The following is a 24,257-nucleotide window of genomic DNA, read 5'->3' as shown; positions in this document are numbered from 1 at the left end:
TCCCGTGCATCCGCTGCAAAGCGCATGGCCCTGGTTCGTACCCCGCATATCCAGGATGTCTCGGATATCCAGGATATGTACGGGGAATTGATCGCGGGGAACGGCGTTCGCCGGTGAACGCGCAGCAGTAACAGCAGTACAGGGGGTACCACATGGCCGCCAGGCCACTCGTCGCGCGCCAGCCCAATGAGCGGCTGCAAGCGCTCATCCAGGAAGCCGCCTGCTCCAACGCGGGGCTGGCTCGCCGCGTCAACATGTGCGGCGCGGAACACGGTCTCGATCTGCGCTACGACAAGACCTCCGTGGCCCGTTGGCTGCGCGGGCAACAGCCACGGGGCCGCGCCCCGGCCGTCATCGCGGAGGCACTCGGCCGCAAACTGGGACGTACGGTCACCATCGACGAGATCGGGATGGCCGACGGCAAGAACCTCGCGTCCGGGGTGGGACTTCAGTTCTCGCCGACCGTCCTCGGGGCCATCGAGCAGGTCTGCGAGCTGTGGCGCAGCGACGTCGGGCGCCGGGACTTCCTCAGCGGCTCGACGGTCGCGGCCTCCGCGCTCGTGGAGCCCAGCCGGGACTGGCTGATCACCGGGGCGGACACCCAGGTCGCCCGCAACGCCGGTGCCAGAGTGGGCGTTTCGGACGTCGCGGCGGTGCGTGCCATGACCACGGCGCTCAGTGAACTCGACCACCGCTTCGGCGCCGGGCACGTCCGCCCGGTCGTCGTGCACTACCTCAACAGCGTCGTCTCCGGCCTGCTGGCGGGCTCGTACCGCGAGGCGGTCGGGCGGGAACTCTTCGCGGCCGTCGCGCGGTTGACGGAACTGGGCGGCTACATGGCCGTCGACACCGGCCAACCGGGCCTGGCGCAGCGCTACTACATCCAGGCGCTGCGGCTGGCGCAGGCGGCCGGCGACCGCGGCTACGGCGGCTATGTGCTCGCCGCCAGCATGAGTCATCTGGCCGCGTCGCTGGGCAACCCGCGGGAGATCGCACAGCTCGCGCGGGCCGCCCAGGAGGGCGCGCGGGGGCAGGTCACCCCCCGGGCGGAGGCGATGTTCTGCGCGGCCGAGGCCCGCGGGCACGCCCTGCTGGGCGACGGCCGGGCCTTCCAGACGGTGGCCGGCCGGGCGCTGTCCGCGATGGAGCGCGCCGAGGCGACCGCCGGCACTGGCGACGACCCGGACTGGATCGGGCACTTCGACCGGGCGTATCTGGCGGACGAACTGGCCCACTGCCACCGGGATTTGGGGCAGCCGGGGCCCGCCGGGCAGCGGGCCAAGGAGGCGCTGGACGGCCATCCGGCGGACCGTGCGCGGCGGCGGGCCATCGGGATGGTGCTGCTGGCCAGCGCCCAGGTGCAGCAGCGCGAGATCGAGCAGGCATGCCACACGGGCACGCAGGCGGTGGAGCTGCTGACCGGGCTGCGCTCGGACCGGGGCGCCGAATATCTGGACGACTTCCAGCAGCGCCTGGAGCCGTATCAGGACGAACCCGTCGTAAGGGAATTCGCCGCACGGATGGAACTGCGCGCCGCGGCGGCGTGAGCAACGCCTCAGGAGCGCCGGAGAAGAGAGCGGAGACACGAGGAACAGGACGGAGAGGAGGAGGGGACGCGAGGCGCGTTCGGCCCTCCGCTGCGGGGGCGGACCGGGATTCCGGCCCGCCCCGTCTGCGGACGGCGCGCCCGGGCGGCGCCCGTGGGGACGGAGGGGGTGGTGACCTGGACACATGGTCGAACGTCGCTGCGAACCGGTAGCGTGCAGCCGACGATCCCGTAGGTCTGCACGATGGTAGGAGTCCCGGTGACGCAGAGCGGACAGGGTCACGACCCGCAGAATCCTGCGGCCGGCCCGGCCAGAGAGGGCGTAGTGCTGCCCGCGAGTGGCGGCGACGCGTGGGCGCCCGACCAGCAGGCCGCGCCGCCGGCCGGCCAGCCGTGGGGCCAGCCCTGGGGTCCCGGGCAGCCGCCCGCGCGGCAGCCGGGATACGAGCAGGGGCAGCCGCAGCCGTACGGACAGGCGCCGGGGCACGGTTTCCCCTCCGCCCCGTCCCCGGGACTGCACCCGGCCGCCCCGGCGTCGGCCCCGCTCCCGGAGGCGCAGCAGCAGCCCGCCGCCTCCCTGCCGCCGCAGAGCCAGGGATTCCCGCAGGGGCAGCAGCCGCTGCCGCCCATGCCGAGCGCGCCGCCCGCAACGCCGCCGCAGGCGCCCGGGCAGCCGGCTCCGGCGCCCGCCGCCCAGCACGCCGGCGCGCCGCTGCCGCCCGCCGCCGCGGACGCCGAGGCGACCGCCCTCATACCCTTCGGCGCGCAGGACTCGCAGCCGGCGTCCGCCGACCAGGGCGCGCCCGGCGCCCCCGCGGCCCCGTTCGGCGCCCTGCCGCCCGAGAGCGGCCCGTCCGCCGCCCAGCCCCCGGCCCAGCAGTACCCGCAGCATCCGGACCCGTTCGGGCCGCAGGCCGCGAACCCGTCGGCCGCCTCCGGTGAGCTGGTCCGCGCGACCCGGCAGGCCGGTGCGCCGCTGCCCCCCGCCGCCAACGAGGCGACCACCGTCCTTCCCCCCGTCACCGGCGGCCCCTCCGGCGCCCCCGGTGCCGCCCCGCTGCCGCCCGAGGCGGCCGGCGAGTCCACCCAGCTGCTGCGGCCGGTCCGGCAGAACCAGGGCCCGGCGCAGGGGCAGCCGCTGCCGCAGTTCCAGCCGATGCCCGGCGCGGCGCCCGCGGACGCTGCGGAGGCCACCCAGCTGCTCCCGCCGGTCGGCGGCGGCATGCCCGCCCCGCAGTCCGGTGCCGCCGCGTACGCCACCGCCCCCGGCGCGCCCGGTGCCCCCGGCAACCGCGCGACGCCCGCCGAGTTCGAGGGCCTGTTCCGCGCCGAGCCGGCCGCGCCGGGCGCCGTCCCCGCACCGGACTCCACCGCGCAGCTGCCGCGCTTCGAGGACCCCGGCCGCCCCGCGTACGGCCAACAGAGCGGCTACGGCCGGCAGTTCCCGCCCGGTGGCGGCCTCGACCAGCCCGCGGCCTACGAGGACGGCGGCGGCCGAGGACGTGGCAAGCTCCCCCCTGCCGTGATCATCGGCGTGATCGTCGTGGCGCTCGCGGGCGCCGGACTCGGCCTCGGCTGGGCGCTGAGCAGCGGCAGCGGCGACGACCCCGGCACGAAGCGGGACCCGGGCACGAGCACCGCCAAGTCGGCGAAGGACAACGGGTCCAAGGCGACCGGCGACCCGGCCGAGGCCCAGGCCAAGGGGCTGGACGCGCTGCTCGGCGACAGCAACAACAGCCGCTCCTCGGTGATCGGCGCGGTGCAGAACATCAAGAGCTGCAGCAATCTCGACGGTGCGGCCAAGGACCTGCGGTCCGCCGCCGGCCAGCGCAACGACCTGGTCACCCGCCTCCAGCAGCTCCCCGTCGACAAGATCCCGAACAGCGCCCAGCTGACCGCCGCGCTCACCAAGGCCTGGCAGTCCTCGGCCGCCGCGGACAACCACTACGCGGCCTGGGCCGACGAGGCGGCCGGCAAGAAGGGCTGCGACGACGGCCACCCCAAGGGCGGCAAGGAAGCCGGGCAGGGCAACGCGGCCAGCGGCGACGCGACCAAGGCCAAGCAGGAGGCGGCGGGCATCTGGAACCCGATCGCCCAGAAGTACGGCCTGACGCAGCATCAGCCCGAGCAGCTGTGAACCGCCGCACGGGCGAGGCGGCTCAGCGCCCGACCGATGGGTCATGTTCGGAAAGGCCCTAGGGGCCGTCCGGTCGGACGGAACCGTCCGGCCGGGTGGGTCTGCCCGGCCGGCTGTCAGTTGCCGTCGTCCGTGCGCCGCCGCTCCAGCGTCAAGGTGACGTTCACGAAGCCGTCCTGGGCCGCGACCAGTTCGCCGTTGCGGACGACCTGATACGTCACCATGCCGTTGACGATGCGCGGGTAGTCCGTGACGGCCAGCATGTCGTCGTTGCGCCAGCGCAGCTTCGGCGTGAGACCGCCGGTGTCGATGGCGCGGTCGCCGCGGTCCAGGGTGGTCTGGAGGGCGTGCCCGGTGATGTCCTCGACACCCGCCTCGTCGAGCTGCCGGATCACCGCGCTCAGCACCGTGTAGGCGATCCAGGTCGTCTGGACGCCCTGGTCGGCCGGGTCGATACGGCTGTCGTCGAAGGCTTCCTCGTTGATGACCCGGCGCATCGGCAGCCAGCGCGGATCGCCGGCGACCGGGTACCAGCCGGTGATGTCCGCGCCCTCCAGAGGGCCGGAGGCGCCGCCCGTGCGGTTCACCGTCGACTGGTCGACGCTGCCCAGTACGGACGCCACCCGCACCTTGGGGCTCTGCTCCTGGAGCCGCCGGAAGGAGTCGAAGAAGGTGTCCGTGTGGTCGCCCAGGGAGGCGGAGACGCAGGAACCGGTCGCCTCGCCGCCCGCGTCGGCCGTCCCGTAGACGGCCGGGTCCGCGCCCACCGCCTTCAGGGCGGCGGTCACCTGGGGCGAGTAGTCGGTACCGTCCTCGGGCGCCTTGACGTCCTTGGCCGGGGCGCGGCTGCCGCTCTGCAGCCCGGCGTCCAGCAGCGACGGCATCTGGTCGCCCTGGATGCTGTCCGGGCGGACCAGCGCCACCCGCTTGCAGTCGCCGGCCAACTGGCGCCCGTTCCCGGCCAGGAGGGCGGCCTGGCCGCCGTTGACCGGATACGAGAGCGGGCTGGCGAACTCCTCGTCGGAGGCGCCGTACCCGCCGATGAACGGGATGCCCGCGACCTCCAGCGGGGACATGAACGAGCGGCCGTACTGGCTGTACGAGCCGACGACCGCCACCGCGCCCGCGTCCACCGCGCGCTGGGCGCACCGGGTGGCCTGCGCCGAGTCGTTGCGCTCGTTGCAGGTGAGGACCTTTAAGGGGTGGCCGGCTATCCCGCCGTGCGAGTTGACCCAGCGGGCGTACGCCTCCGCCATGGCCGGCATGCCCGGCATGTTGGTCGTCTTGGTGCCCTCGGGGGCCCAGGTCATCACCGTGACCGGCTCCTTGTCCCCGGAGCCGCCGCCGAGGACGGAGCCGCAGCCCGAGAGCAGCGACGCGACGACCGCCGTGCACACCGCTGCGGAGGCGACCGCGGAGGTGTGGGGGAAGGGGCGGGGGGAGGGGCGTCGCCGACCGGTCATGACTCGGCAGCCTGCCGCTTTGCCCGGAACGTGCGAGTGACGTCCGGGTAACCGACGGTGACGGAGAGGTGAACTCCGGGGGGCCGCTTGAGATCATCGGGGCGGAACGTACGATCGAATGCTGTGCAAGGTTCGGAGAAGTCTTCCCGTCGCGGGCGCCGCTCGACCACCATGGGCGGTATGCCACTCACTGACATGCCGTGGTGGCGCTGGCGCAGCAATGTGCGCTCCGCGCTGCACATGCTCTCCGACCCCGTCTTCCAGCAGCAGACCTGGCTGCCCGGTCGGCCCGGGTACGGAGACGTCACCGACGCCGTCTACCGGCTCGTCGAGGACACCTGGCTGGACAACTGGTCCGCCGACAAGTACGTCGGCACGATCTTCCGCGACGCCCAGGAGGCGCAGCTGGTCGACGCCGCCGTGCTGCGGGTGCTGCGGATCATGCACCAGGTGGGGGCCGACGCCCCGGTCACCGCGTACATGGAGCACCCCGGCTGGCCCGACGCCGTACGGGCCGCCCGCGAGGCGCATGTGCACCTGGCGGTGGCGGACGGCGAGAATCCGGACACCGTCCCGCACTCCCTCGAAGCGCTGGCCGTCATGACCGGCGCTCTGCAGGGCCCGGCGTGACCGGTGCCCAGGACGCCCCGGTCCGGCCCGGCCCGCGGATATGCGACCCTATGAGGTCATGAGCGAGTCGCAGCCCACCCAGCCCGGTCAGCACGATCGAAACGACCAGTACGTCCTCACCCTGTCCTGCCCGGACAAGCAGGGGATCGTGCACGCCGTGTCCAGCTATCTCTTCATCACCGGCTGCAACATCGAGGACAGCCAGCAGTTCGGCGACCGGGACACCGGGCTGTTCTTCATGCGGGTCCACTTCAGCGCGGAGGCGCCGATCACCGTCGAGAAGCTGCGGGCCAGCTTCGCGGCGGTCGGCGACTCCTTCGCGATGGACTGGCAGATCCACCGGGCCGACGAGAAGATGCGGGTCGTCCTGATGGTGTCCAAGTTCGGGCACTGCCTGAACGACCTGCTGTTCCGCTCCCGGATCGGCGCGCTGCCGGTCGAGATCGCGGCCGTGGTCTCCAACCACACCGACTTCGCCGAGCTGGTCGGCTCGTACGACGTCCCCTTCCACCACATCCCGGTCACCCGCGACACCAAGCCGGCGGCCGAGGCACAGCTCCTGGAGCTGGTGCGGAAGGAGGGCGTCGAGCTGGTCGTGCTCGCCCGCTACATGCAGGTCCTCTCCGACGACCTCTGCAAGGCCCTGTCCGGCCGCATCATCAACATCCACCACTCCTTCCTCCCGAGCTTCAAGGGCGCCCGCCCCTACCACCAGGCGCACGCCCGCGGGGTCAAGCTCATCGGGGCCACCGCGCACTACGTCACCGCGGACCTCGACGAGGGCCCGATCATCGAGCAGGAGGTCGAGCGCGTCGGCCACGAGGTCACGCCGGACCAGCTCGTGGCGATCGGCCGGGACGTCGAGTGCCAGGCGCTGGCGCGCGCCGTGAAGTGGCACAGCGAGCGGCGCGTGCTGCTCAACGGAAGCCGCACGGTCGTCTTCGCCTGACGCACCCCCTCGCGACGGCGCGGCCCGTCCCCAGGCCCGGGAACACCCGGCCAGGGGACGGGCCGCGCCACGTGCGGACCGCGGCCGGCCGATCAGAGGCGGGACAGCGCCGCCGTCGCGAACAGCACGTCGCGGATCGCCTCGCGCTCGCCGTGCTGTCCCACCGCGGTCTCCTCGGGGGAGATGTGCCCGGCGGCCAGCTGGCAGAACTCGTCGCTGTCCAGGGCGATATGGGCGACGGTGCACTCCGGCGAACCGAGCGCCGCCGGGGAGTCCAGGGCTATGTACCAGTGGCCGCCGCCGTTGCCCTCGACCTCCAGATGGAGCGTACGGCCCGGGGCGCCGGCCGCCACCAGCCCCTGCGCCGGCGCCGCGAGCCCGGCCCGCCGGCGGTCGGCCAGCGTGACCGGCAGCAGCCGTGCCGCGAGGTCCACCAGCAGGTGCAGATGCCCGGCGGCCGGCGGCTCGTACGGGTAGTCCACCGCCTCCGCGATGTCGCCGGCGTGCACCCAGCACTCGAAGGCGCGGTCCAGGAAGGAGTCGCGCAGGGCGAGGCTGAACCTGCCGTAGGGCACGTTCAGTTCGGCGGCGCCGCCGCCGGCGAAGGAGACCGTTCTCGTCAGCGCCTGGCTCTGCTCGCGCCACGGATCGTGGACGCCGAGCGGGCCCGTCTCCTCGCCCGCGCTGCGCCAGTACGCCTCGGTGCGGCGCCGCGGGCTCGGGGTGTCCGGCGGGGCCGCGGCACCCAGCGGATCGGGCAGCCCGAGGGCCGTCGCGACCAGCCCGTCCACCGCCATCAGATGCCCGATGACCCCGCCGACCGTGGTCTCGCGCTCGACCGGCCGCTCACCGTCGAACCAGCGCAGCCGCACCGGCGCCCGCCACTCCGACTCGCCCATGTCCCGCAGCAGCGCGTCCAGTTTGGCGGTCTCCGCGTCGTACGGCGTCGCCCAGTCCGGTACCGGAATGCGCGCCGGGCGGCGGCCCAGGCAGCCCTCCAGCACCCGCGAGCGCAGCAGCGGATCGAGATCGAGGCTGTCCGCGGGGTGCAACAGCCCCACCGCGTCGCGCAGCCGCAGCGCCTCCTCCGCGCAGGCGGCGCAGTCGGTCAGATGCTCCTCGACCGCGGCCGTCTCCTCCGGCGAGCAGGCGGCCAGCGCCCAGGCGCCGAGCAGGGACTTGAGCACCCTGTGCGGCGGGGTGCCGCCCGGAGCGGGGAGGGGCGGGTGGTGGTGCGGGTCCCGGGCGTCGTCGGTCACGGGGTCGTCATCGCTCTCGTACTCCGGATCGACGTCGTGGGGCGGGTCGGGGTCGGGCCCCGGGGCGGCACCGGGCTCCTGGGCGGGGCGGGGCTCCGGCAGGCCGTGCGGCAGGCCCGTGATGGCGTCGCCGAGCATCTCGGCGAACGACGCGGGCGGGCCCGGCGGGGTGTCCGGCAGCGGGCCGCGGTCCTCCGCGGCGGGCCGCGGTGACGGTATCCGCGGCCGTTCACCGTGCCCTTCGGGGTGCTCCCGGTCGTCCCACTCGTCCGGGCCCCTCACAGCGACCGCCCAGGGCCCGGACCGGGCGGTGAGTACGGGGCGTGCGAGGGGCGGGCGGGATGCGCCCCCCGGGAGGCGGTGCGGCCGAGCGGGACCGCGGGCAGGGCCTGGTGGTTGTGCGCGGTGGACAGCAACTGGAGGCCCAGGCGGAGCCGGCGCCGCGCCTCGTCCTCCGTGACGCCCAGGTCGGCGGCGGTCTGGCGGTAGTCCCGGCGCTGGAAGTACGCGAGTTCCAGGGCGTCCCGGAGCGGGGCGGGCATGGACGTGACGATGTAGTCGGCGCGGGCGGCGGTGGAGGCCTCGTGGATCTTCCGCTCTATCTCGGCGGGCGCCGGGGCGTCCTCGCCGCAGTCGCGCGCCGAGGCGGCCTCCGTCTGGCGCAGCCGCTGGACGGCCTGCTGGCGGGTGACCCCGGCCACCCAGGAGCGCAGCGAGCCCTGCTTGGGGTCGTACGCGTCCGGGTGCTCCCAGATGTAGCCGAACACCTCGCGGGTGATGCGGTCGGCGGCGTCCCCGTCGTCCAGGACGCGGTAGGCGAGGCTGTGCACGAGCGAGGCGAAGCGGTCGTAGAGCTCACCGAGCGCGGCTGCCTCGCCGCGGGCCAGCCGCTGCTGCATCCGCCTGTCCCAGCGCGGTGGTGCGTCGTGTCCCATGGGACCCCCATCCCTGCCCGTCGCGGCCGGGCTCACACCTCGGCCGCCGCCTCTCACCGTGACCTGTTGCGTCACTCCCGCTCACTCTCGTACCCGCCAGGGTCCCTCCGCGCACGATCCACGGTGCCTCACCCGGACCGGCGGGGCACCGGACCCCGTCGGTCCGTCCGGCGGCCACCGGATCCCGTCCGTCCGCCGGATACGGTGCGTGCGCACGCCGTGACACCGCATCGTGACACCGAATGTAGTGCGCGGGTCCGACACCGCATGCGTCTTTGCGGCAAAGCCCGCCCGCAAGGGCGATGCGGATGGTAATGGCGTGATGACGGTGTGGTGGTGATTCCCGATCGCACGCGACCGAACCGGGAGAGGATCCGATGGAAGCCGGTTGAAACGGAATGATGCGGACTGTTTGTGCGCGTTTCAACCCATGTGTTATGCGCGTGTGACCGGTCGCGGGCGAAAACCCGTCGCCCCGTGGGCATAGCCTTATGGGGGAACGGCCCGCCGCGCCGAGGATCCGGAAGAGTTTCGGGGGAGAGAGGCCGGGCAGTCGAGCCGGGGAAGGGTGGGTTCCGCGTGCAACGGGGGCGCATCCGGTCCGAAAGCGAGCGAAAGGCTTCGAGCGCGTGTCGTTGAAGGTGGCAGAGGACGAGAAGGGCCCCTGGGCCGTACTCCAGGTCTCCGGCGAGATGGACCTGGTCACGTCGCCTGCGGTGCGCCAGCATGTGCACGACGCGGTGGCCGACGGCCGGCGGTCCCTCGTGCTCGATCTCTCCGAGGTCCGGTTCTGTGATTCCAGCGGTGTCGGCGTGCTGATCGCCGCCCGCCGCCTGATGCGCTCCTGTCAGGGGCGGCTGCGGCTGATCCTGCCCGCGCAGGGGGCCGTCGACGGCTCCCACGTCAACCGCGTCCTCGCCGCGCTCGGCGTCCGCCGGCTCTTCGAGGTCTACCCCGACCTGCGCACCGCGGTGGACGAGACCGCGGCACCGCTGTCCGCCTGAAGGCCGCCCGCACCGCGGCCCCGAAAGGCCCCGCGGCCCCCTTCGCCTTCACCGTCACCCTCTCCCGTACGGGAGTTGTGCCCGTACGACGAAGCCGCCGTCGGACGTGGGGCGCGCCTCCAGCGTCCCGCCCAGGCTCTGCGCGCGCTCCCGCAGCCCCACCAGGCCGTGGCCGCCGCCGGGCAGCGCGGGCGCCGTCGCGGTGGCGTCCGGCGGCCCGTTGCGGATCTCCACCAGCAGCCCCGCCTCCGCCCCCTCCGCCGCGTCCGGCGGCTCCACCGCGTCGATCCGGACCCGCACCCGGGCCCCGGGCGCGTGCTTGCGGACATTGGTCAGCGCCTCCTGGACGGTGCGGTACGCGGCCCGCTCCACCGTCCCCGCGCCGCTGGGCCGGCCCGCCCCCGCCATGGCACCGCCCTCGTACGTGACGTCCAGCGCGCTCATCTCGATCAGCCGCGGCAGCTCGTCCAGGTCCGGCTGCGGCGCCAGCTCGCGCGCCTCCTGCGCGTCGCCGCCGGCCGCCCGCAGGACGCCGACCATGTGCCGCAGCTCCTCCAGCGTCCGGATCGACAGCTCGCGGATGGTCCGCGCGCCCGTACGGGCCGCCTCGTCCGCCGTGCTGACCTGCACGGCGCCCGCCTGGAGGCTGATCAGGCTGACCTGATGGGCCACCACGTCGTGCATCTCGCGGGCGAGCCGGGCGCGTTCGGTGGCCTTCACCCGCTCCGCCAGCAGCCGGTCCTCGCGGCGCATGCTGCGGGTCAACTCCTCTATATGGGAGGCCAGTTCGCGGCGCGTGCGGACGAGCAGGCCGAGCGCGATGGGCGCGGCGGAGGAGACCGTCGCGTCGATCAGGACCTGGGTGTTCTCGCGGTACGCGGTCGGGTCGAAGTCGGAGATCGGGTACGGGAGGAAGTGCGCGGCGATCAGCAGCAGCGCGCAGCCGACGAGCCGGACGCGGCCGGGCCGGCGCACGGCGAGGGTGTAGAGGGCGATCATCGGCGCGAACCAGATGTAGCCGATGTACAGGCCCGGCAGGGTGACCAGGAACACCGGCAGCGGCCAGCGCCGGCGCAGCAGCAGCGCCGCCGCGGCGGCCACCGAGACGCCCAGTTCCAGGGCCATCCCCAGCCCGTTGACCAGCAGTGCGTCGGCGATCGAGAGCAGCACCGGCACGACGACCGGGCCGATCCGGAGCAGCCACCGGGCCACCCGGCCGAGGGCGAGCGCCCGCACGCGGTCCCGCAGGCCCCGCCCGCCGCGTATCCGGGACGCACCGTCCCCGGAACTCACCACGCCCCCCGCGGATCCCCCGCCACCAGCCCCGCGCGGTCGGCGACGATGGCCGCCTGGATGCGGTTGATCCCGCCCAATTTGCCCAGCAGCGCGCGCACATGGTCCTTGACGGTGCTCGGCGCCAGCCCCATCCGGTCCGCGATCTGCGCGTTGCCCAGCCCCTCACCGAGCAGCGCCAGCACCTGCGACTCCCGCGGCGTCAGCCCGCTGACCGCACGGGCCGCCGCGGCCTGGTCCTCGGCCGTCAGATAGCCGCCGATCACCGCCCGGGTCACCCCCGGGTCCAGCACGCTCCCGCCCGCCGCCAGCGTCCGCACCGCCCGCACCAGTTGCTCCGGGTCCGAGTCCTTCAGCAGGAAGCCGGCCGCGCCCTCGCGCAGCGCCGCCGTCAGGTACTCCTGCGCGTCGAAGGTCGTCAGCATCGCCACCGCGGGCGGCTCCGGGGCGGCGCGCAGCCGGCGCAGCACGGTCAGCCCGTCCACGTCCGGCATCCGGATGTCGAGCAGGACCACTTCCGCGCCGCAGCGCAGCACCGTCTCCACGGCCTCCGCCCCGCCGCAGTCCGCGACCATCTCGATGTCCGGGGCGGTCCCCAGGATCATCCGCAGTCCGGACCTGACGAGCCGCTCGTCATCCACCACAGCGACACGGATCACCGGCCGCCCCTTTCTCCTCCGCACCCATCCGAGCCCCCGGAACCGCCCGGCGCTGCGCGACTCCGTCCCCCTGCCGACGGGTCCCCCTCGCGACGGCCCCGCACCCCCGCCGACCGGCGGGGGTGATCCCGCGACCTGTGGAGGATGCCGCGGGGAGCACCCGCGGGCAGAGTGGTTCTCATGCTGCACCACTGAAGAGGCCACAAGCCCAGGACGCGTTGCAGCTCACATCGACGGCCGCCGCGGCCCCCACACGCGGCGGCCGTTCCCGGCGTGCGGGGGCGGCCCGGAGGGGGACCTCTCCCGCACGGCCGCGGAGGCTCAGGAGGCCCGGTGGCCGCCGTCTCCGGCGCCGTCCTCGTCCTCGGCGTCCGCCAGCCGATCCCCTCGGCTCTCCGCGACGCGTACGGCGTCGTGCAGCGCCGTGCTGAGCTGCGCCGACAGGAACCGCAGCTGCCGCGCGTCGGCCGCCGGATCGTCGATCACCGCCCGCGCGTGCTCCAGCAGCCCGGCCCCCATCCGCAGTTGCAGTGCCTCGACCTCGTCGGCACGGCGGGAGACGAAACCGCCGCCCGCGCGGTCGGTGAGCAGATAGCAGGGCCGGCCGTCGGGCCCGCTCCAGGGGAGCAGGCGGGGGGTGCACGGTGTGGGCATGGGCGGCCTCCATCTGCGTACTCGACAGGCCGGCAACGCTAGGCGGCAACGACCGGTGCGAACAGTGACGCCCGGTGCCACTTCGCGCCAGCACTAGGACGCCATGTCCTGGCTGAGCCCCGGAGCCGAACCGACCCACGCGCTACGCGTGCAGGTCGAGCCGGTCGGCGAGTTCCGTGAGGGGGGAGGCGCGGCGCCGTTCCCGGCCGCGGAGGTCGGCCACGAGGCGGAGGCTCGTGGAGTGGTAGCGCATCCACTCCGGTGCCGTGCGCTCCGCGGTCAGCAGTGCCGCGACCGCGGCGTCGTCCTTGTCCAGGTCCGCGTAGGCCAGGGCGCGGTCGACATGGAACCGTGCGCGCCACGTCGGAGGCAGCGTGTGCAGCTCGGGTACCGTGCGTGCGGCGCGCAGGGCCGCGGCGCTCTCCTCCATCTCCACCAGGAAGTTGACCTTGGCCACGCCTGCGTTGGTCGGGCCGAACGGTGTCGCGTAGTCGAGACGGTCCACGGTGATCCTGGCCGCTGCCGCGGTGGCCATGGCGAGCAGCTCGTGCACGGTGTCCCGTCGTTCCCGGCGGACGGCCGCGGTGGCCGCGCGGAGCAGCAGGATTCCCCACAGCGCCAACTCGACCGGCGGGGAGCGAAAGCCCGGCTCGATGCGCTCCGCCGCCTTCAGCGCGACGCGCTCGGCGTCGGCCAGCCGTCCCTGCTTCGTCAGGACCCAGGCGAGGCTGGAGAAGCCGACGGTCTCCAAATGCGGGTCGTCTCCTTTGGCCGCTGCCGCCATCGCCCGTTCGAGGGCCGTGAACGCGGCGTCTTCCTTGCCCAGCGCCGCCAGGGTCGTCGCGGCGACCTGATACGCCTCGGCCAGTACCGACTGCGCCGCAGCCGCCTCGCTTCCCGTGGCGGCGTGCGCCACCGCCTTGGCATCCTTGATCAACTGCGGTAGCAGTGCGCCGATTTCCGCCATCCGCCCCTCCCGGCGGATGCGTTCCGTCGACCGCAGCGCATCCTGCAACGCCGCGATGCCCGGCGGGTCCTCGGGGTCCGGTTCCTCGCCCAGCAGCTCGGACACCGGGGAGACGGCCTGACGCAACGCCAGGACGGACGGCTGGTCCCCCTCGCCGCGCACCTCGAACGTGGCGGGCTTGCCGACGAGCGCGGAGGGCTCCACGTCCAGGGCCTTGGCCAGCGCGTTGAGCGTGCTCAGCCGAGCCGTCTGCCGTACGCCCTGTTCGAGCTTGCGCACGACGTCGACGGACAACCCGGCCCGCTCGGCAAGCCCTTCCTGCGTCAGCTTGCGCCGTAAGCGCAAGCGGGCGATGCGGTCCCCGATGCCGGGTTCCTCGTGGAACAACTCCATGGCCACCCCCGCGAGACGGACGTACCGTCCACGCTACGCCTGCGCGGCGTGGGGGAACGAGTCACTCGGTGGTGGGAGAGGCGGCCTCGCCGTACGTCTCCGGGGCGCCGAACCCCCGCCCCGTGGCCAGGACGACGACCGAGGTCATGGCGGCCAGGGCGTAGGCGGTCGTGGCCATGGAGAGGGCGCCCTCGGGGGTTTCGAAGGACTGGTTGAAGAAGTCCGTCACGGTCAGCCAGACGACCGTGCGGACGGTGAGGTAGAGCTCCATCGCGGCGAAGACGAGGAGCGCGCCGCGGATGTCGCGGCGGGCGCGGAGGGCCAGCACGCCGAGGACGAGGAGGACGACCACCGAGCCCGCGGTGGTGAATTCGCTGGACGCGGCCACGTTGAGGGTGCCGAGGACGGAGCCGTCGACGACGCCGCGAAGGTAGCGGGCGGCGTCCATGCCGGGGGTCGTCAGAGTGCGCACGGTCAGGGCGAGGCGGGCCAGGCCCATGAGGAGGAAGAGGACGCCGCAGATGCGCGAGAGGCGGCGGGGGCGCCCCCTGGAGGGCGGCGTGGCCCCGCGGCCGGACCGCCACTGCTCCGTCGCGGGGAACATGGCGGCCAGTACGGTCACCGCGACCACCAGGCCCAGCGCCCGGGTCGCCAGCGCCCAGCCGCCCAGCGGGTCGATGCCGTACCGGTCGCGGTAGGCGGCGTCGAAGAGACCGACGCCCTCGCGTACGGAGAGGGCGAGGAGGAGGAAGCCGCACAGGAGGGCGGCGGTGCGGGCCAGGCGGCGGTGCGTGAGCGCGAGGCCGGCGGTCGCGAGGAGGGCGGCGGTGAACGCCCATTCCCAGGGGCCGACCAGTTGGGAGGCGGGGGAGGCGCCGGGGTTGAAGAGGCCCTCGACGAAGTCCCGGACGGTGCCGTCCCCTTGGATGATGCCGTAGACGGTCCAGCCGATCAGGGCGGTCGCGTAAAGGGACAGGAAGAGGGCGGTGGTGTGGTAGGCACCGTGGTGTTCCGGCGCGGCGCGGGCCGGGTCGGGGCCCGGACGGACGTCCAGCGCTGCGCCGTCCTGCATCGCCATGGCCGATCCCCGTTCCCGTGCTGCCTGTTGCCGTGCCGCGGTGTCCGCCGCCTCACTTTGTCAAGGACGGGCGGAGGGGCGGGGGAGGTTCCACCCCGTGTGTCGTGAGTTGATCATGGCGTATCGGAGGCGGTCGGGTAAGGGCGGGGGCGGGTCGGGCTGCCGCGTCCGTGCACCGCGTGCGGCGGGCCGCCGCCGCTGCCGGGTTGCGATTGCCGCGGCGGGCCGTGGCGCGCGGCCTGCCGGATGGCGGCAGCGGATCACGGCGGGCGCAGGTCAGGGCGGCCTTGCGGTGAACCCGGGGTAACCCGGGGGCCGTTCGGGGGACGCCGGCTTCCGCCCGGCCCCGCCCGCCCCGGCTCCGTGCGGCAAGATAAGGCCATGGGGATCTTCGGGGGCGAAGGCCGGCTGATCGGTGGACGGTACCGCCTGGGCATACGGCTGGGCCGCGGAGGCATGGGGACGGTCTGGCGCGCCGCGGACGAACTGCTGGGCCGTCAAGTGGCGGTCAAAGAACTTCACTTGGACGAGGGCGCGGCAGAGCCCGAGGCGCGGGCGCAGCGGGACCGGGCGATGCGGGAGGCGCGTACGGTCGCCCAGGTCAAGCACCCGAACGTGATCGTGGTGCACGACGTGGTCGAGCAGGACGGCCGGCCGTGGATCGTGATGGAGCTGGTGGAGGGCCCGTCCCTGGCCGACCGGCTGGCCGGCGGCGGACCGCTGGCGCCCCGCGAGGCGGCCCGGATCGGGATCGCGCTGCTGGGCGCGCTGCGCGCCGCGCACACCCGGGGCGTGCTGCACCGCGACATCAAGCCGGCGAACGTCCTCCTGGAGAACGGCACCGCGCGGGTCGTGCTGACCGACTTCGGGGTCGCCCAGGTCCCCGGCGTGACCACGCTGACCGACGTCAACGGCTTCGTCGGCTCGCCCGAATACACCGCGCCCGAGCGGATTTCCGGCCGCGGCGCGGGCCCGGAGGCCGACCTCTGGTCGCTCGGGGTGCTGCTGTGCGCCGTACTGAGCGGGGTGACGCCGTTCCACCGGGACTCGATGGCAGGTGTGCTGCACGCCGTCGTGGACGACGAGATCGAACTCCCGGAGGAGGCGCGGCCGTTGCGCGCGGTGGTCGGCGGCCTCCTGGAGCGCGATCCGCGGCGCCGGCTGGACGTCGCCGAGACGGAGCGGCTGCTGCGCGGCTACCTCCGCACGGGGCGGGCGCCGGAGCGCGGCGGCACGGGCGGGCACCGGGGGTTCGGGCACGGCGCGGGGCGGGGCGGCGGGCCCGCCGGGGAGGGGGCCGCGGGGCCGGCCGCGGCGGCTGCGGCCGGGGCCGGCCCGCCACCGGAGCCCGGAGCGCCGCGCGACCCGTTCCACGACGGACCCGGCGGCGGCCGCCCCAGCGAGCACCCGCCCAGCGAGGACCCGTTCCACCCCGTGGGGGAGGACCCCTTCCGGCCCGGCAGCACGCCGGTGCTGCCCGGCCCGGACGACGCGGCGCCCCCGGCCGGCGCCCGACCCGGGGGCGCGGCCCCCGACCGGCCGCCCGCCCGCGCTCCCGCCCGCCGGACCCCCGGTGTGCCCATCCCGGCGGTCCTCGACGACCGGGCGCTGGCCGCCGCCGCCCGCCCGCACACCGGCCGCACCCGGCTCGCGCTGCTGATCGCGGGCGCCGTGGTCGTCGTCGCCGGTGTCACCGCGGGCGTCATCGCCCTCGTGGCGAACGGGACCGGGAGCGGCGGCGGGACCGTCACCGGCCCGCAGCCCGGCGGCTCCGCGCAGGCGACCGGCCGGAAGGGGGCCACGGGCCCGGCGGCCACCGCCTCGCAGTCCGGCCCCCCGGTCACGGGCACCACCGTGCCTTCCTCGGGGGACGGCGACACCGTCCCGGCGGGCTACCGGATGATCGAGGACCCGGACGGCTTCGCGCTGGCCGTCCCGGTGGGCTTCACCCGCTCCTACGAGAACTCGCGCGTCTACTACTGCTCCGAGGGCAAGCGCTTCCGGATCGGCGTCCAGCTCCAGAAGACGGTGCCGGAGGGGCCGCTCGGCGCGATGCGCACCGCGGACGCCAAGGGCCCCGCCGACTACCCCGGTTACCGCGACGGCCGGGTCACCGAGACCACCCACAACGGCTTCCGGGCCGGGCTCTGGGAGTTCGCCTGGGACGGCAGCGCCCAGGACGCCGGCGCGCGCTATACGTACGACCTCAGCTGGAACGAGGACGGCAAGATGATGGACGTCTGGATCTCCTCGCCGATCGCCTCGCGCATCGAGGCCAAGCGGCACTTCGACGCCGCGGTCGCCACGTTCCGGCTGACCGGCCGGTGAGCGGTCGGTCGGTGAGCGGCCGGGCGGCCCGGGTGCGCAGGGAAGCGGGTCGGCGGGGCGCCCGCGCCGTATCCCACCAGCCCAGCACCATTGCGGCCAGCGAACACTGGCGCGATTGTGTGTGCGCCGTGAAAACCTGTTACTGCCGGGTACACAAAGTGTCCCCGGAGGCATACGCTCGCCCGCATGACGGACTCGCAGGACGCCGGATCGTCCCCCCTTCCCGACTCTGCTCGCACGGGAGGCGCCCCCGCCGCCACCGGCGAGGCCCCGCAGGAGACCTCCGCCGAGGCCGCGCAGGAAACCGCCCCCGAGGCTCCGCGGGAGACCGCCCCCGAGGCCCCCGCCGCGCCCGCCGGAGGCAACCCGGTCGCGGTCGCCGCACCCGGCACCCGTACGGCGGCCGACGTGGTCACCCCGGAGGTGGCCGCCCGGCTCACCCGCGACGTGGTGGGCAGCGGGCAGACCGCGAACCACGCCCCGTTCACCGGCGAGAAGCTGGCCGACCTGCCCGAGTCCACCCCCGAGGACGTCGCCCGCGCCTTCGAGCGGGCCCGCGCCGCCCAGGAGCGCTGGGCGAAGGTCCCGGTCAGGCAGCGCGCCGCGGTCCTGCTGCGCTTCCACGACCTGGTCCTGCGCCGCCAGGCCGAGGTGCTCGACCTGATCCAGCTGGAGACCGGCAAGGCGCGGCTGCACGCCCATGAGGAGGTGCAGGCGGTCGCCGTCGCCGCCCGCCACTACGGCCGCAAGGCCCCCGCCTACCTCCGCCCCAAGGGCCACACCGGTGTCGTGCCGACCCTCACCAAAGTCACCGAACTCCGCCAGCCGCGCGGCGTCGTCGGGCAGATAGCCCCCTGGAACTACCCCTTCGAGCTGACCGTCGGCGACGCCCTGCCGGCCTTCGTCGCGGGCAACGCCGTCGTCATGAAGCCCGACACGGAGACCGCGCTGACCGCCCTGTGGGCCCGTGAGCAGCTCATCGAGGCCGGGCTCCCGGAGGACGTCTGGCAGGTGGTGATCGGCGAGGGCCCGGTCGTCGGCCCCGCGGTCGTCGCGCACGCCGACTACGTCTCGTTCACCGGCTCGACCCGGACGGGCCGGGAGGTCGCCCAGGGCGCCGCCGCCCGCCTGGTCGGCGTCTCCCTCGAACTCGGCGGCAAGAACGCCATGTTGGTGCTGCACGACGCCGATGTGGAGAAGGCCGCCGCCGGCGCCGTCCGCGGCTGCTTCTCCTCCGCGGGCCAGCTGTGCATCTCCATCGAGCGGCTCTACGTCCACGAGTCGATCGCCGACGCCTTCGTCGAGCGGTTCGCCGCCCGCACGAAGTCGATGCGGCTGGGCAACGCCCTCGCGTACGGCGCCGACATGGGCTCGCTGGTCGGCGAGCGCCAGCTGGAGACCGTCACCCGCCATGTCGACGAGGCCGTCGCCAAGGGCGCCCGGCTGGTCGCCGGCGGCCGGCCCCGCCCCGACATCGGCCCGCTCTTCTACGAGCCGACCATCCTGGACGGCGTCGGGGCGCCGATGGCCGTCTGCACCGAGGAGACCTTCGGCCCGGTCGTCTCCATCTACCGCTTCCGTGACGAGGACGAGGCGGTCGCGCTCGCCAACGCCACGCCGTACGGCCTGAATTCCAGCGTCTGGACCAAGGACGGCCGGCGCGGGCGTGCGGTCGCGGCCCGGCTCCGCACCGGCACGGTCAACGTCAACGAGTCGTACGCCGCGGGCTACGGCAGCGTGCAGTCCCCGATGGGCGGCATGGGCGACTCGGGGCTGGGCCGCCGGCACGGCTCCGAGGGCATCCTCAAGTACACCGAGGCGCAGACCGTCGCCCAGCAGCGACTGATGCCGCTGGCGCCGGCCTTCGGGATGGACGACGAGAAGTACGCGCAGTTCATGACCCGCAGCCTGCGCGCGATGAAGGCGTTCCGGTTGCGCTGACGCGGACGATCAGCGCTCGTCACCAGCCCCTCAGGCGGGAAATTCCAGCCTCTCCGGCGATTGGGGAGCGGGGTCCGGGGCGGGGGCGAAAGTTCAGCCCCTCCGGCGATTGAGGAGCGGGGTCCGGGGCGGAGCCCCGAATACGGATACGGAGGTTCCGGTGCCACAGGAGAACGCTGCTCAACACCACACCCCGGACGGGGAGTCCGCCGAGGCCGCCCACAGGGGCGATGCCCACGAGGACGCCGGCTACGACTACGACGTCCTCGTCATAGGCTCCGGCTTCGGCGGCTCCGTCTCCGCGCTCCGCCTGACCGAGAAGGGCTACCGCGTCGGCGTCCTCGAAGCCGGCCGGCGCTTCACCCGCGAGACGCTGCCGAAGAACTCCTGGGACCTCAGGAACTACCTGTGGGCGCCGGCCCTCGGCCTCTACGGCATCCAGCGCATCCATCTCCTCGGCAACGTCATGGTGCTGGCGGGCGCCGGGGTCGGCGGCGGCTCGCTGAACTACGCCAACACCCTTTACGTACCGCCCAAACCGTTCTTCGACGACCCCCAGTGGAAGGACATCACCGACTGGCAGGCGGAGCTGAAGCCGTACTACGACCAGGCCCGGCGGATGCTCGGCGTACGGCTCAACCCGACGATGACCCCGTCCGACGTCCACCTGAAGGAGACCGCCCGGGCCATGGGCGTCGGCGACTCCTTCCACATGGCGCCGGTCGGGGTGTTCTTCGGGGACGGCAAGGACGCCTGTGACGGGGAAGAGACCGGCGGGGAAGAGGCGGAAGAGACCGGTGGGGACGGGGCGGTGCAGGTGCCGCCCGGCGGCGAGGTCCCCGACCCGTACTTCGGCGGCGCCGGCCCCTCCCGCAGGGCGTGCACGGAGTGCGGCGAGTGCATGACCGGCTGCCGGCACGGCGCGAAGAACACCCTCAACGAGAACTACCTCCACCTCGCCGAGCGGGCCGGGGCCGTCATCCACCCGATGACCTCGGTCGTCGCGGTGACCGAGGACTCCCGCGGCGGCTTCGCGGTCCGCACCCTGCCGACCGACAACAAGAAGAAGGGCCGACGAGGAGGGGCGGGGCGAAGCCCCTCGATGAGGGGCGGTGGCCGGGAGACGGGCGGGCGTACGTTCACCGCCCGCCGGGTGGTCATGGCGGCCGGGACATACGGCACACAGACGCTGCTGCACCGGATGAAGGACTGCGGTCTGCTGCCGTACCTCTCTGGCCGTCTCGGCGCGCTGACCCGCACCAACTCCGAGGCCCTGGTGGGCGCCCAGACCGACGACCGCCGCTACCGCAGGCAACACGGCGCGGACCGGGTCGACTTCACCAGGGGTGTGGCGATCACCTCGTCGATCCACCCCGACGAGAACACCCACATCGAGCCGGTCCGGTACGGCAAGGGCTCCAACTCCATGGGCAGCCTGACGATCCTCCAGGTCCCCTACCGGCCCGCCGGCCGCGTCCTCGGGTGGCTCGGCAACATGGCCCGTCACCCGCTGCTGGCCCTCCGCTCGCTCTCCAACCGCCGCTGGTCCGAGCGGACCATCATCGGCCTGGTGATGCAGTCCCTGGACAACTCCCTGACGACCTACCGCAAGCCGAGCGGCATCGGAAAGGGCCTGCTCACCGCCCGCCAGGGCCACGGCGCCCCGAACCCCAACCAGATCCCCGAGGCCACCGAGGCCGCCACCCTGCTCGCCCAGGAGATCAACGGCTTCGCGGGCAGCAACGTCGGTGAGCTGATGGGCACTCCGCTCACCGCCCACTTCCTCGGCGGCTGCCCCATCGGCGCGGACGCCGACCACGGCGTCATCGACCCGTACCACCGCCTCTACGGGCACCCGGGCATCTCGGTCGTCGACGGCGCCGCGGTCTCCGCCAACCTCGGCGTCAACCCGTCGCTGACCATCACCGCACAGGCCGAACGCGCCATGTCCCTCTGGCCCAACAAGGGTGAACCGGACCGCCGCCCGGCCCCCGGCCGCCCCTACGCACGCCTGGCCCCGGTCGCGCCGGTCCGCCCCGCCGTCCCCGAGAAGGCGTTCGGCGCCCTCAGACTGCCGTTCCTGTCCGTACCGCCGGTGCCGCCCAAGAAGTAGCCCGCACAGCGGGCCCATAGCGAAGGGCCCCGGGATCCATCCGCGAGGGGGGGATGCGGACGGCCACGGGGCCCTTGGCTTTCGGTGCCGGCGTCAGGGCAGCGCCGGCACCGACGGGCGGCGCTGGGGGGGGTAGCGCCGCTGGCTTGTGGGTGGTGCGGGGTGATGCGGGATGGTGCGAGGTGTTCCCGGCGCGAACTGGTCGGACCAATGGCAGGCGAGGCAAAGGTCCGCACCGGACGCGGTAAGCGGTTCGTCAAGCATCGTCCTGGATGCGCCTCACCCGGCGCAACCGTTTCGACCGGATGCGGTCGGTCCCGGGCGTCCCCAGGACCGACCACCCCATCGGTGTGACCGGGCTGCTGTCCCCTGCTGACCGGCCACGGCACCGGAACGAGGTCCCACGACACGGACCGCTGCCAGCGGCCGGCGTCTCATCGCTCCGGTCTTTCCGCCCGTGGGGCGGCGTCTACGCGTAGTCCTGCAGGCCGCGCCTGGCTGGCGTGGCACCGGGAACAACGACCCCTCTCGGCGGCCGGTCACGCGCCGTACGGGTGAGTCGGCAACCGAACTCAGATGCGGCAGCTGCGCCGGGCGCACACCCGCACGGCACGCGCCGCGGCCCGCTTCCCGGACGCCTCCCGCACCCCCGCGCACCGGTCGAATCCGGCCACGCCCGACCGGCGTTGCCGATCAGATCCGGCCGCGGGAGAGCTCCAGCAGAGTCATCGCCAGCGCGGTGCCCGGCTTGCCGAGCTGATCGCGGTAGTGGGCCAGGATCTCCATCTCGCGGGAGAGGCTCACCCGGCGCCCGCCGGAGGCGAGCCGCTCGCGCTGGACGAGCGCCGAGACGGCCATCCGTTCCTGTACGAGCCCGATGATCCGCCCGTCGAGATCGTCGATCCGCCGGCGCGCGTCGGTGATCACGCCGACCGGTTCCGGGGTGTGCGCGCCGGTGCCGGTGGCGGCCGGGGCGGTGGCGTTCGTGGTCTCGCTGCTCATTTCCGTGTCTCCTGAGGTCGGGGTTCGAGAGCCCCCGGGAGCTGCGGGCCGGTAAACGGTCCCGGACACGGACAGGCGCCCCGGACCTTGCGGCCCGGGGCGCCTGGGGAAGTCGCTTGTCAGTCGATCAAGCAGCACGACCATGGCAGCCGGACGGGCCGGTGCCATAGGTAAAAGCGAAGGTCAGCTGCTGGGACATGGCCCTCAGTATGAGCCCGTTAGAATTGAAAGTCCAACCCCTGCTCCACACCGCCGGAAGGCCGCCGAAGTGCCATCAGCGCCCCCTGCCGCTGCCCCGGACGTCGTCCTCGTAGTCGACTTCGGCGCACAGTACGCCCAGCTCATCGCCCGTCGGGTCCGCGAGGCCCGGGTCTACAGCGAGATCGTGCCGTCCACCATGCCGGTGGCCGAGATGCTCGCCAAGAACCCGAAGGCGATCATCCTTTCCGGCGGTCCCTCGTCGGTGTACGCCGAAGCCGCCCCCAGCCTGGACCGCTCGCTCTTCGACGCCGGCGTCCCGGTCTTCGGGATGTGCTACGGCTTCCAGCTCATGGCCACCACCCTCGGCGGCACGGTCGACAACACCGGCGCCCGTGAATACGGTCGCACCCCGCTGGCCGTCACCAAGCCCTCCTCGACCCTCTTCGAGGGCACCCCGGTCGAGCAGTCCGTCTGGATGTCGCACGGCGACGCCTGCTCCGCCGCCCCCGAGGGCTTCACGGTCACCGCGTCCACCGACGTCGTCCCGGTCGCCGCCTTCGAGAACGACGAGAAGAAGCTCTACGGCGTCCAGTACCACCCCGAGGTGCTGCACTCCACGCACGGCCAGCAGGTCCTGGAGCACTTCCTCTACCGTGGCGCGGGCATCGAGCCGAGCTGGACCACCCACAGCGTGGTCGAGGAGCAGATCGCCGCGATCCGCGCCCAGGTCGGCACCAAGCGCGCGATCTGCGGGCTGTCCGGCGGCGTCGACTCCGCGGTGGCCGCGGCTCTCGTGCAGCGGGCCATCGGCGACCAGCTGACCTGCGTCTACGTCGACCACGGCCTGATGCGCAAGGGCGAGTCCGAGCAGGTCGAGAAGGACTTCGTGGCCGCCACCGGCGTCCAGCTGAAGGTCGTCGACGCCGAGGAGCGCTTCCTGAACGCGCTGGCCGGGGTCAGCGAACCCGAGCAGAAGCGGAAGATCATCGGCCGGGAGTTCATCCGCGTCTTCGAGCAGGCGCAGGCCGAGCTGGTCGCCGAGGCGGGCGCCGAGGGCGAGGAAGTGGCCTTCCTGGTCCAGGGCACGCTCTACCCGGACATCGTCGAGTCCGGCGGCGGCACCGGCACCGCGAACATCAAGTCGCACCACAACGTCGGCGGGCTGCCCGACGACATCGAGTTCGAGCTCGTCGAGCCGCTGCGCCAGCTCTTCAAGGACGAGGTCCGGATGGTCGGCACCGAGCTGGGCCTGCCGGACGAGATCGTCCAGCGCCAGCCGTTCCCCGGCCCCGGCCTGGGCATCCGCATCGTCGGCGAGGTCACCAAGGACCGCCTCGACCTGCTGCGCGAGGCCGACGCGATCGCCCGCGAGGAGCTGACCGCGGCCGGCCTGGACCGCGAGATCTGGCAGTGCCCGGTGGTCCTGCTCGCCGACGTCCGCTCGGTCGGCGTCCAGGGCGACGGCCGCACGTACGGCCACCCGATCGTGCTGCGCCCGGTCTCCTCCGAGGACGCCATGACCGCGGACTGGACCCGGATGCCGTACGACGTCCTGGCCCGGATCTCGACCCGGATCACCAACGAGGTCGCGGACGTGAACCGCGTCGTCCTGGACGTCACCAGCAAGCCCCCGGGCACCATCGAGTGGGAGTGAGTTCCCGCCGACGTCGATGACATGCGCCGCCGCTCGCTCGTTCGAGTGGCG

General features: G+C 73.7%; 18 protein-coding genes. 9 read left to right on the top strand and 9 right to left on the bottom strand.

What is annotated here, in order from left to right:
- Window positions 1-152: 152 nt before the first annotated feature.
- Window positions 153-1,547: a transcriptional regulator gene (locus GR130_RS35510; protein ID WP_159508505.1), complete on the top strand. Its 1,395-nt coding sequence runs from the start codon at window positions 153-155 to the stop codon at window positions 1,545-1,547.
- 258 nt (window positions 1,548-1,805) lie between these two features.
- Window positions 1,806-3,683, top strand: coding sequence for a hypothetical protein (locus GR130_RS35505; protein WP_236573809.1), 1,878 nt, complete (start codon window positions 1,806-1,808; stop codon window positions 3,681-3,683).
- 116 nt (window positions 3,684-3,799) lie between these two features.
- Here GR130_RS35505 and GR130_RS35500 read toward each other — a convergent pair whose 3' ends face one another.
- Window positions 3,800-5,146 (bottom strand): ABC transporter substrate-binding protein, encoded by a 1,347-nt coding sequence (locus tag GR130_RS35500; RefSeq protein WP_159508504.1) that lies wholly within the window; start codon window positions 5,144-5,146, stop codon window positions 3,800-3,802.
- A gap of 171 nt (window positions 5,147-5,317) precedes the next feature.
- Between GR130_RS35500 and GR130_RS35495 the strand changes: the two genes are divergently transcribed.
- Both GR130_RS35495 and purU read left to right on the top strand, forming a co-directional pair.
- Window positions 5,318-5,776, top strand: a complete 459-nt coding sequence (locus tag GR130_RS35495) for an SCO4402 family protein (RefSeq protein WP_201305089.1) — start codon at window positions 5,318-5,320, stop codon at window positions 5,774-5,776.
- Between the two features lie 58 nt (window positions 5,777-5,834).
- Entirely contained in the window at window positions 5,835-6,725 is an 891-nt protein-coding gene (gene purU, locus GR130_RS35490; RefSeq protein ID WP_159508502.1) for a formyltetrahydrofolate deformylase, read from the top strand.
- 92 nt (window positions 6,726-6,817) lie between these two features.
- Here the strand turns inward: purU and GR130_RS35485 are convergent, their stop codons facing one another.
- Both GR130_RS35485 and GR130_RS35480 read right to left on the bottom strand, forming a co-directional pair.
- Window positions 6,818-8,266 carry a zf-HC2 domain-containing protein gene (locus GR130_RS35485; protein WP_201305088.1) on the bottom strand — a complete coding sequence of 483 codons (1,449 nt, stop codon included), beginning with the start codon at window positions 8,264-8,266 and terminating at the stop codon, window positions 6,818-6,820.
- Complete coding sequence (locus GR130_RS35480) at window positions 8,263-8,919, bottom strand: sigma-70 family RNA polymerase sigma factor (protein WP_159508501.1); 657 nt, start codon at window positions 8,917-8,919, stop codon at window positions 8,263-8,265. Before GR130_RS35480 ends, GR130_RS35485 begins: the two co-directional genes overlap by 4 nt.
- A gap of 629 nt (window positions 8,920-9,548) precedes the next feature.
- Here GR130_RS35480 and GR130_RS35475 point away from each other — a divergent pair.
- Complete coding sequence (locus GR130_RS35475; RefSeq protein ID WP_159508500.1) at window positions 9,549-9,923, top strand: STAS domain-containing protein; 375 nt, start codon at window positions 9,549-9,551, stop codon at window positions 9,921-9,923.
- A gap of 54 nt (window positions 9,924-9,977) precedes the next feature.
- Here the strand turns inward: GR130_RS35475 and GR130_RS35470 are convergent, their stop codons facing one another.
- From GR130_RS35470 to GR130_RS35450, 5 genes are all read right to left on the bottom strand, one after another.
- The gene (locus tag GR130_RS35470) at window positions 9,978-11,219 is read right to left on the bottom strand and encodes a sensor histidine kinase (protein ID WP_443043722.1); all 1,242 of its coding nucleotides are present in this window, start codon (window positions 11,217-11,219) and stop codon (window positions 9,978-9,980) included.
- Window positions 11,213-11,875, bottom strand: coding sequence for a response regulator (locus GR130_RS35465; RefSeq protein WP_043265689.1), 663 nt, complete (start codon window positions 11,873-11,875; stop codon window positions 11,213-11,215). The genes GR130_RS35470 and GR130_RS35465 overlap by 7 nt, the downstream gene beginning before the upstream one ends.
- A 321-nt stretch (window positions 11,876-12,196) precedes the next feature.
- Window positions 12,197-12,529 (bottom strand): hypothetical protein, encoded by a 333-nt coding sequence (locus tag GR130_RS35460; protein ID WP_159508499.1) that lies wholly within the window; start codon window positions 12,527-12,529, stop codon window positions 12,197-12,199.
- Between the two features lie 142 nt (window positions 12,530-12,671).
- Complete coding sequence (locus GR130_RS35455; protein WP_159508498.1) at window positions 12,672-13,889, bottom strand: helix-turn-helix domain-containing protein; 1,218 nt, start codon at window positions 13,887-13,889, stop codon at window positions 12,672-12,674.
- Between the two features lie 61 nt (window positions 13,890-13,950).
- The gene (locus tag GR130_RS35450) at window positions 13,951-14,967 is read right to left on the bottom strand and encodes a hypothetical protein (protein ID WP_159508497.1); all 1,017 of its coding nucleotides are present in this window, start codon (window positions 14,965-14,967) and stop codon (window positions 13,951-13,953) included.
- 381 nt (window positions 14,968-15,348) lie between these two features.
- Between GR130_RS35450 and GR130_RS35445 the strand changes: the two genes are divergently transcribed.
- The 3 genes from GR130_RS35445 to GR130_RS35435 all read left to right on the top strand — a co-directional run bounded on the left by GR130_RS35445 (window position 15,349) and on the right by GR130_RS35435 (window position 21,349).
- On the top strand, window positions 15,349-17,295 hold the full coding sequence (locus GR130_RS35445; protein ID WP_159508496.1) for a serine/threonine-protein kinase: 1,947 nt from the start codon (window positions 15,349-15,351) through the stop codon (window positions 17,293-17,295).
- Between the two features lie 186 nt (window positions 17,296-17,481).
- Entirely contained in the window at window positions 17,482-19,236 is a 1,755-nt protein-coding gene (locus tag GR130_RS35440; RefSeq protein ID WP_159508495.1) for a succinic semialdehyde dehydrogenase, read from the top strand.
- 160 nt (window positions 19,237-19,396) lie between these two features.
- Window positions 19,397-21,349 (top strand): GMC family oxidoreductase, encoded by a 1,953-nt coding sequence (locus GR130_RS35435; protein WP_159508494.1) that lies wholly within the window; start codon window positions 19,397-19,399, stop codon window positions 21,347-21,349.
- A gap of 693 nt (window positions 21,350-22,042) precedes the next feature.
- On the opposite strand, the gene GR130_RS35430 is transcribed toward GR130_RS35435, so the two are convergent.
- Complete coding sequence (locus tag GR130_RS35430) at window positions 22,043-22,351, bottom strand: chorismate mutase (RefSeq protein WP_159508493.1); 309 nt, start codon at window positions 22,349-22,351, stop codon at window positions 22,043-22,045.
- A gap of 268 nt (window positions 22,352-22,619) precedes the next feature.
- Between GR130_RS35430 and guaA the strand changes: the two genes are divergently transcribed.
- Complete coding sequence (gene guaA, locus GR130_RS35425; RefSeq protein WP_159508492.1) at window positions 22,620-24,206, top strand: glutamine-hydrolyzing GMP synthase; 1,587 nt, start codon at window positions 22,620-22,622, stop codon at window positions 24,204-24,206.
- Window positions 24,207-24,257 lie beyond the last annotated feature (51 nt).

Origin of the sequence: Streptomyces sp. GS7 (assembly GCF_009834125.1) — a bacterium.
Lineage (GTDB): Bacteria > Actinomycetota > Actinomycetes > Streptomycetales > Streptomycetaceae > Streptomyces.
Note: the sequence above shows the minus strand (reverse complement) of the source record. Positions and strands in the feature narration are given on the sequence as shown.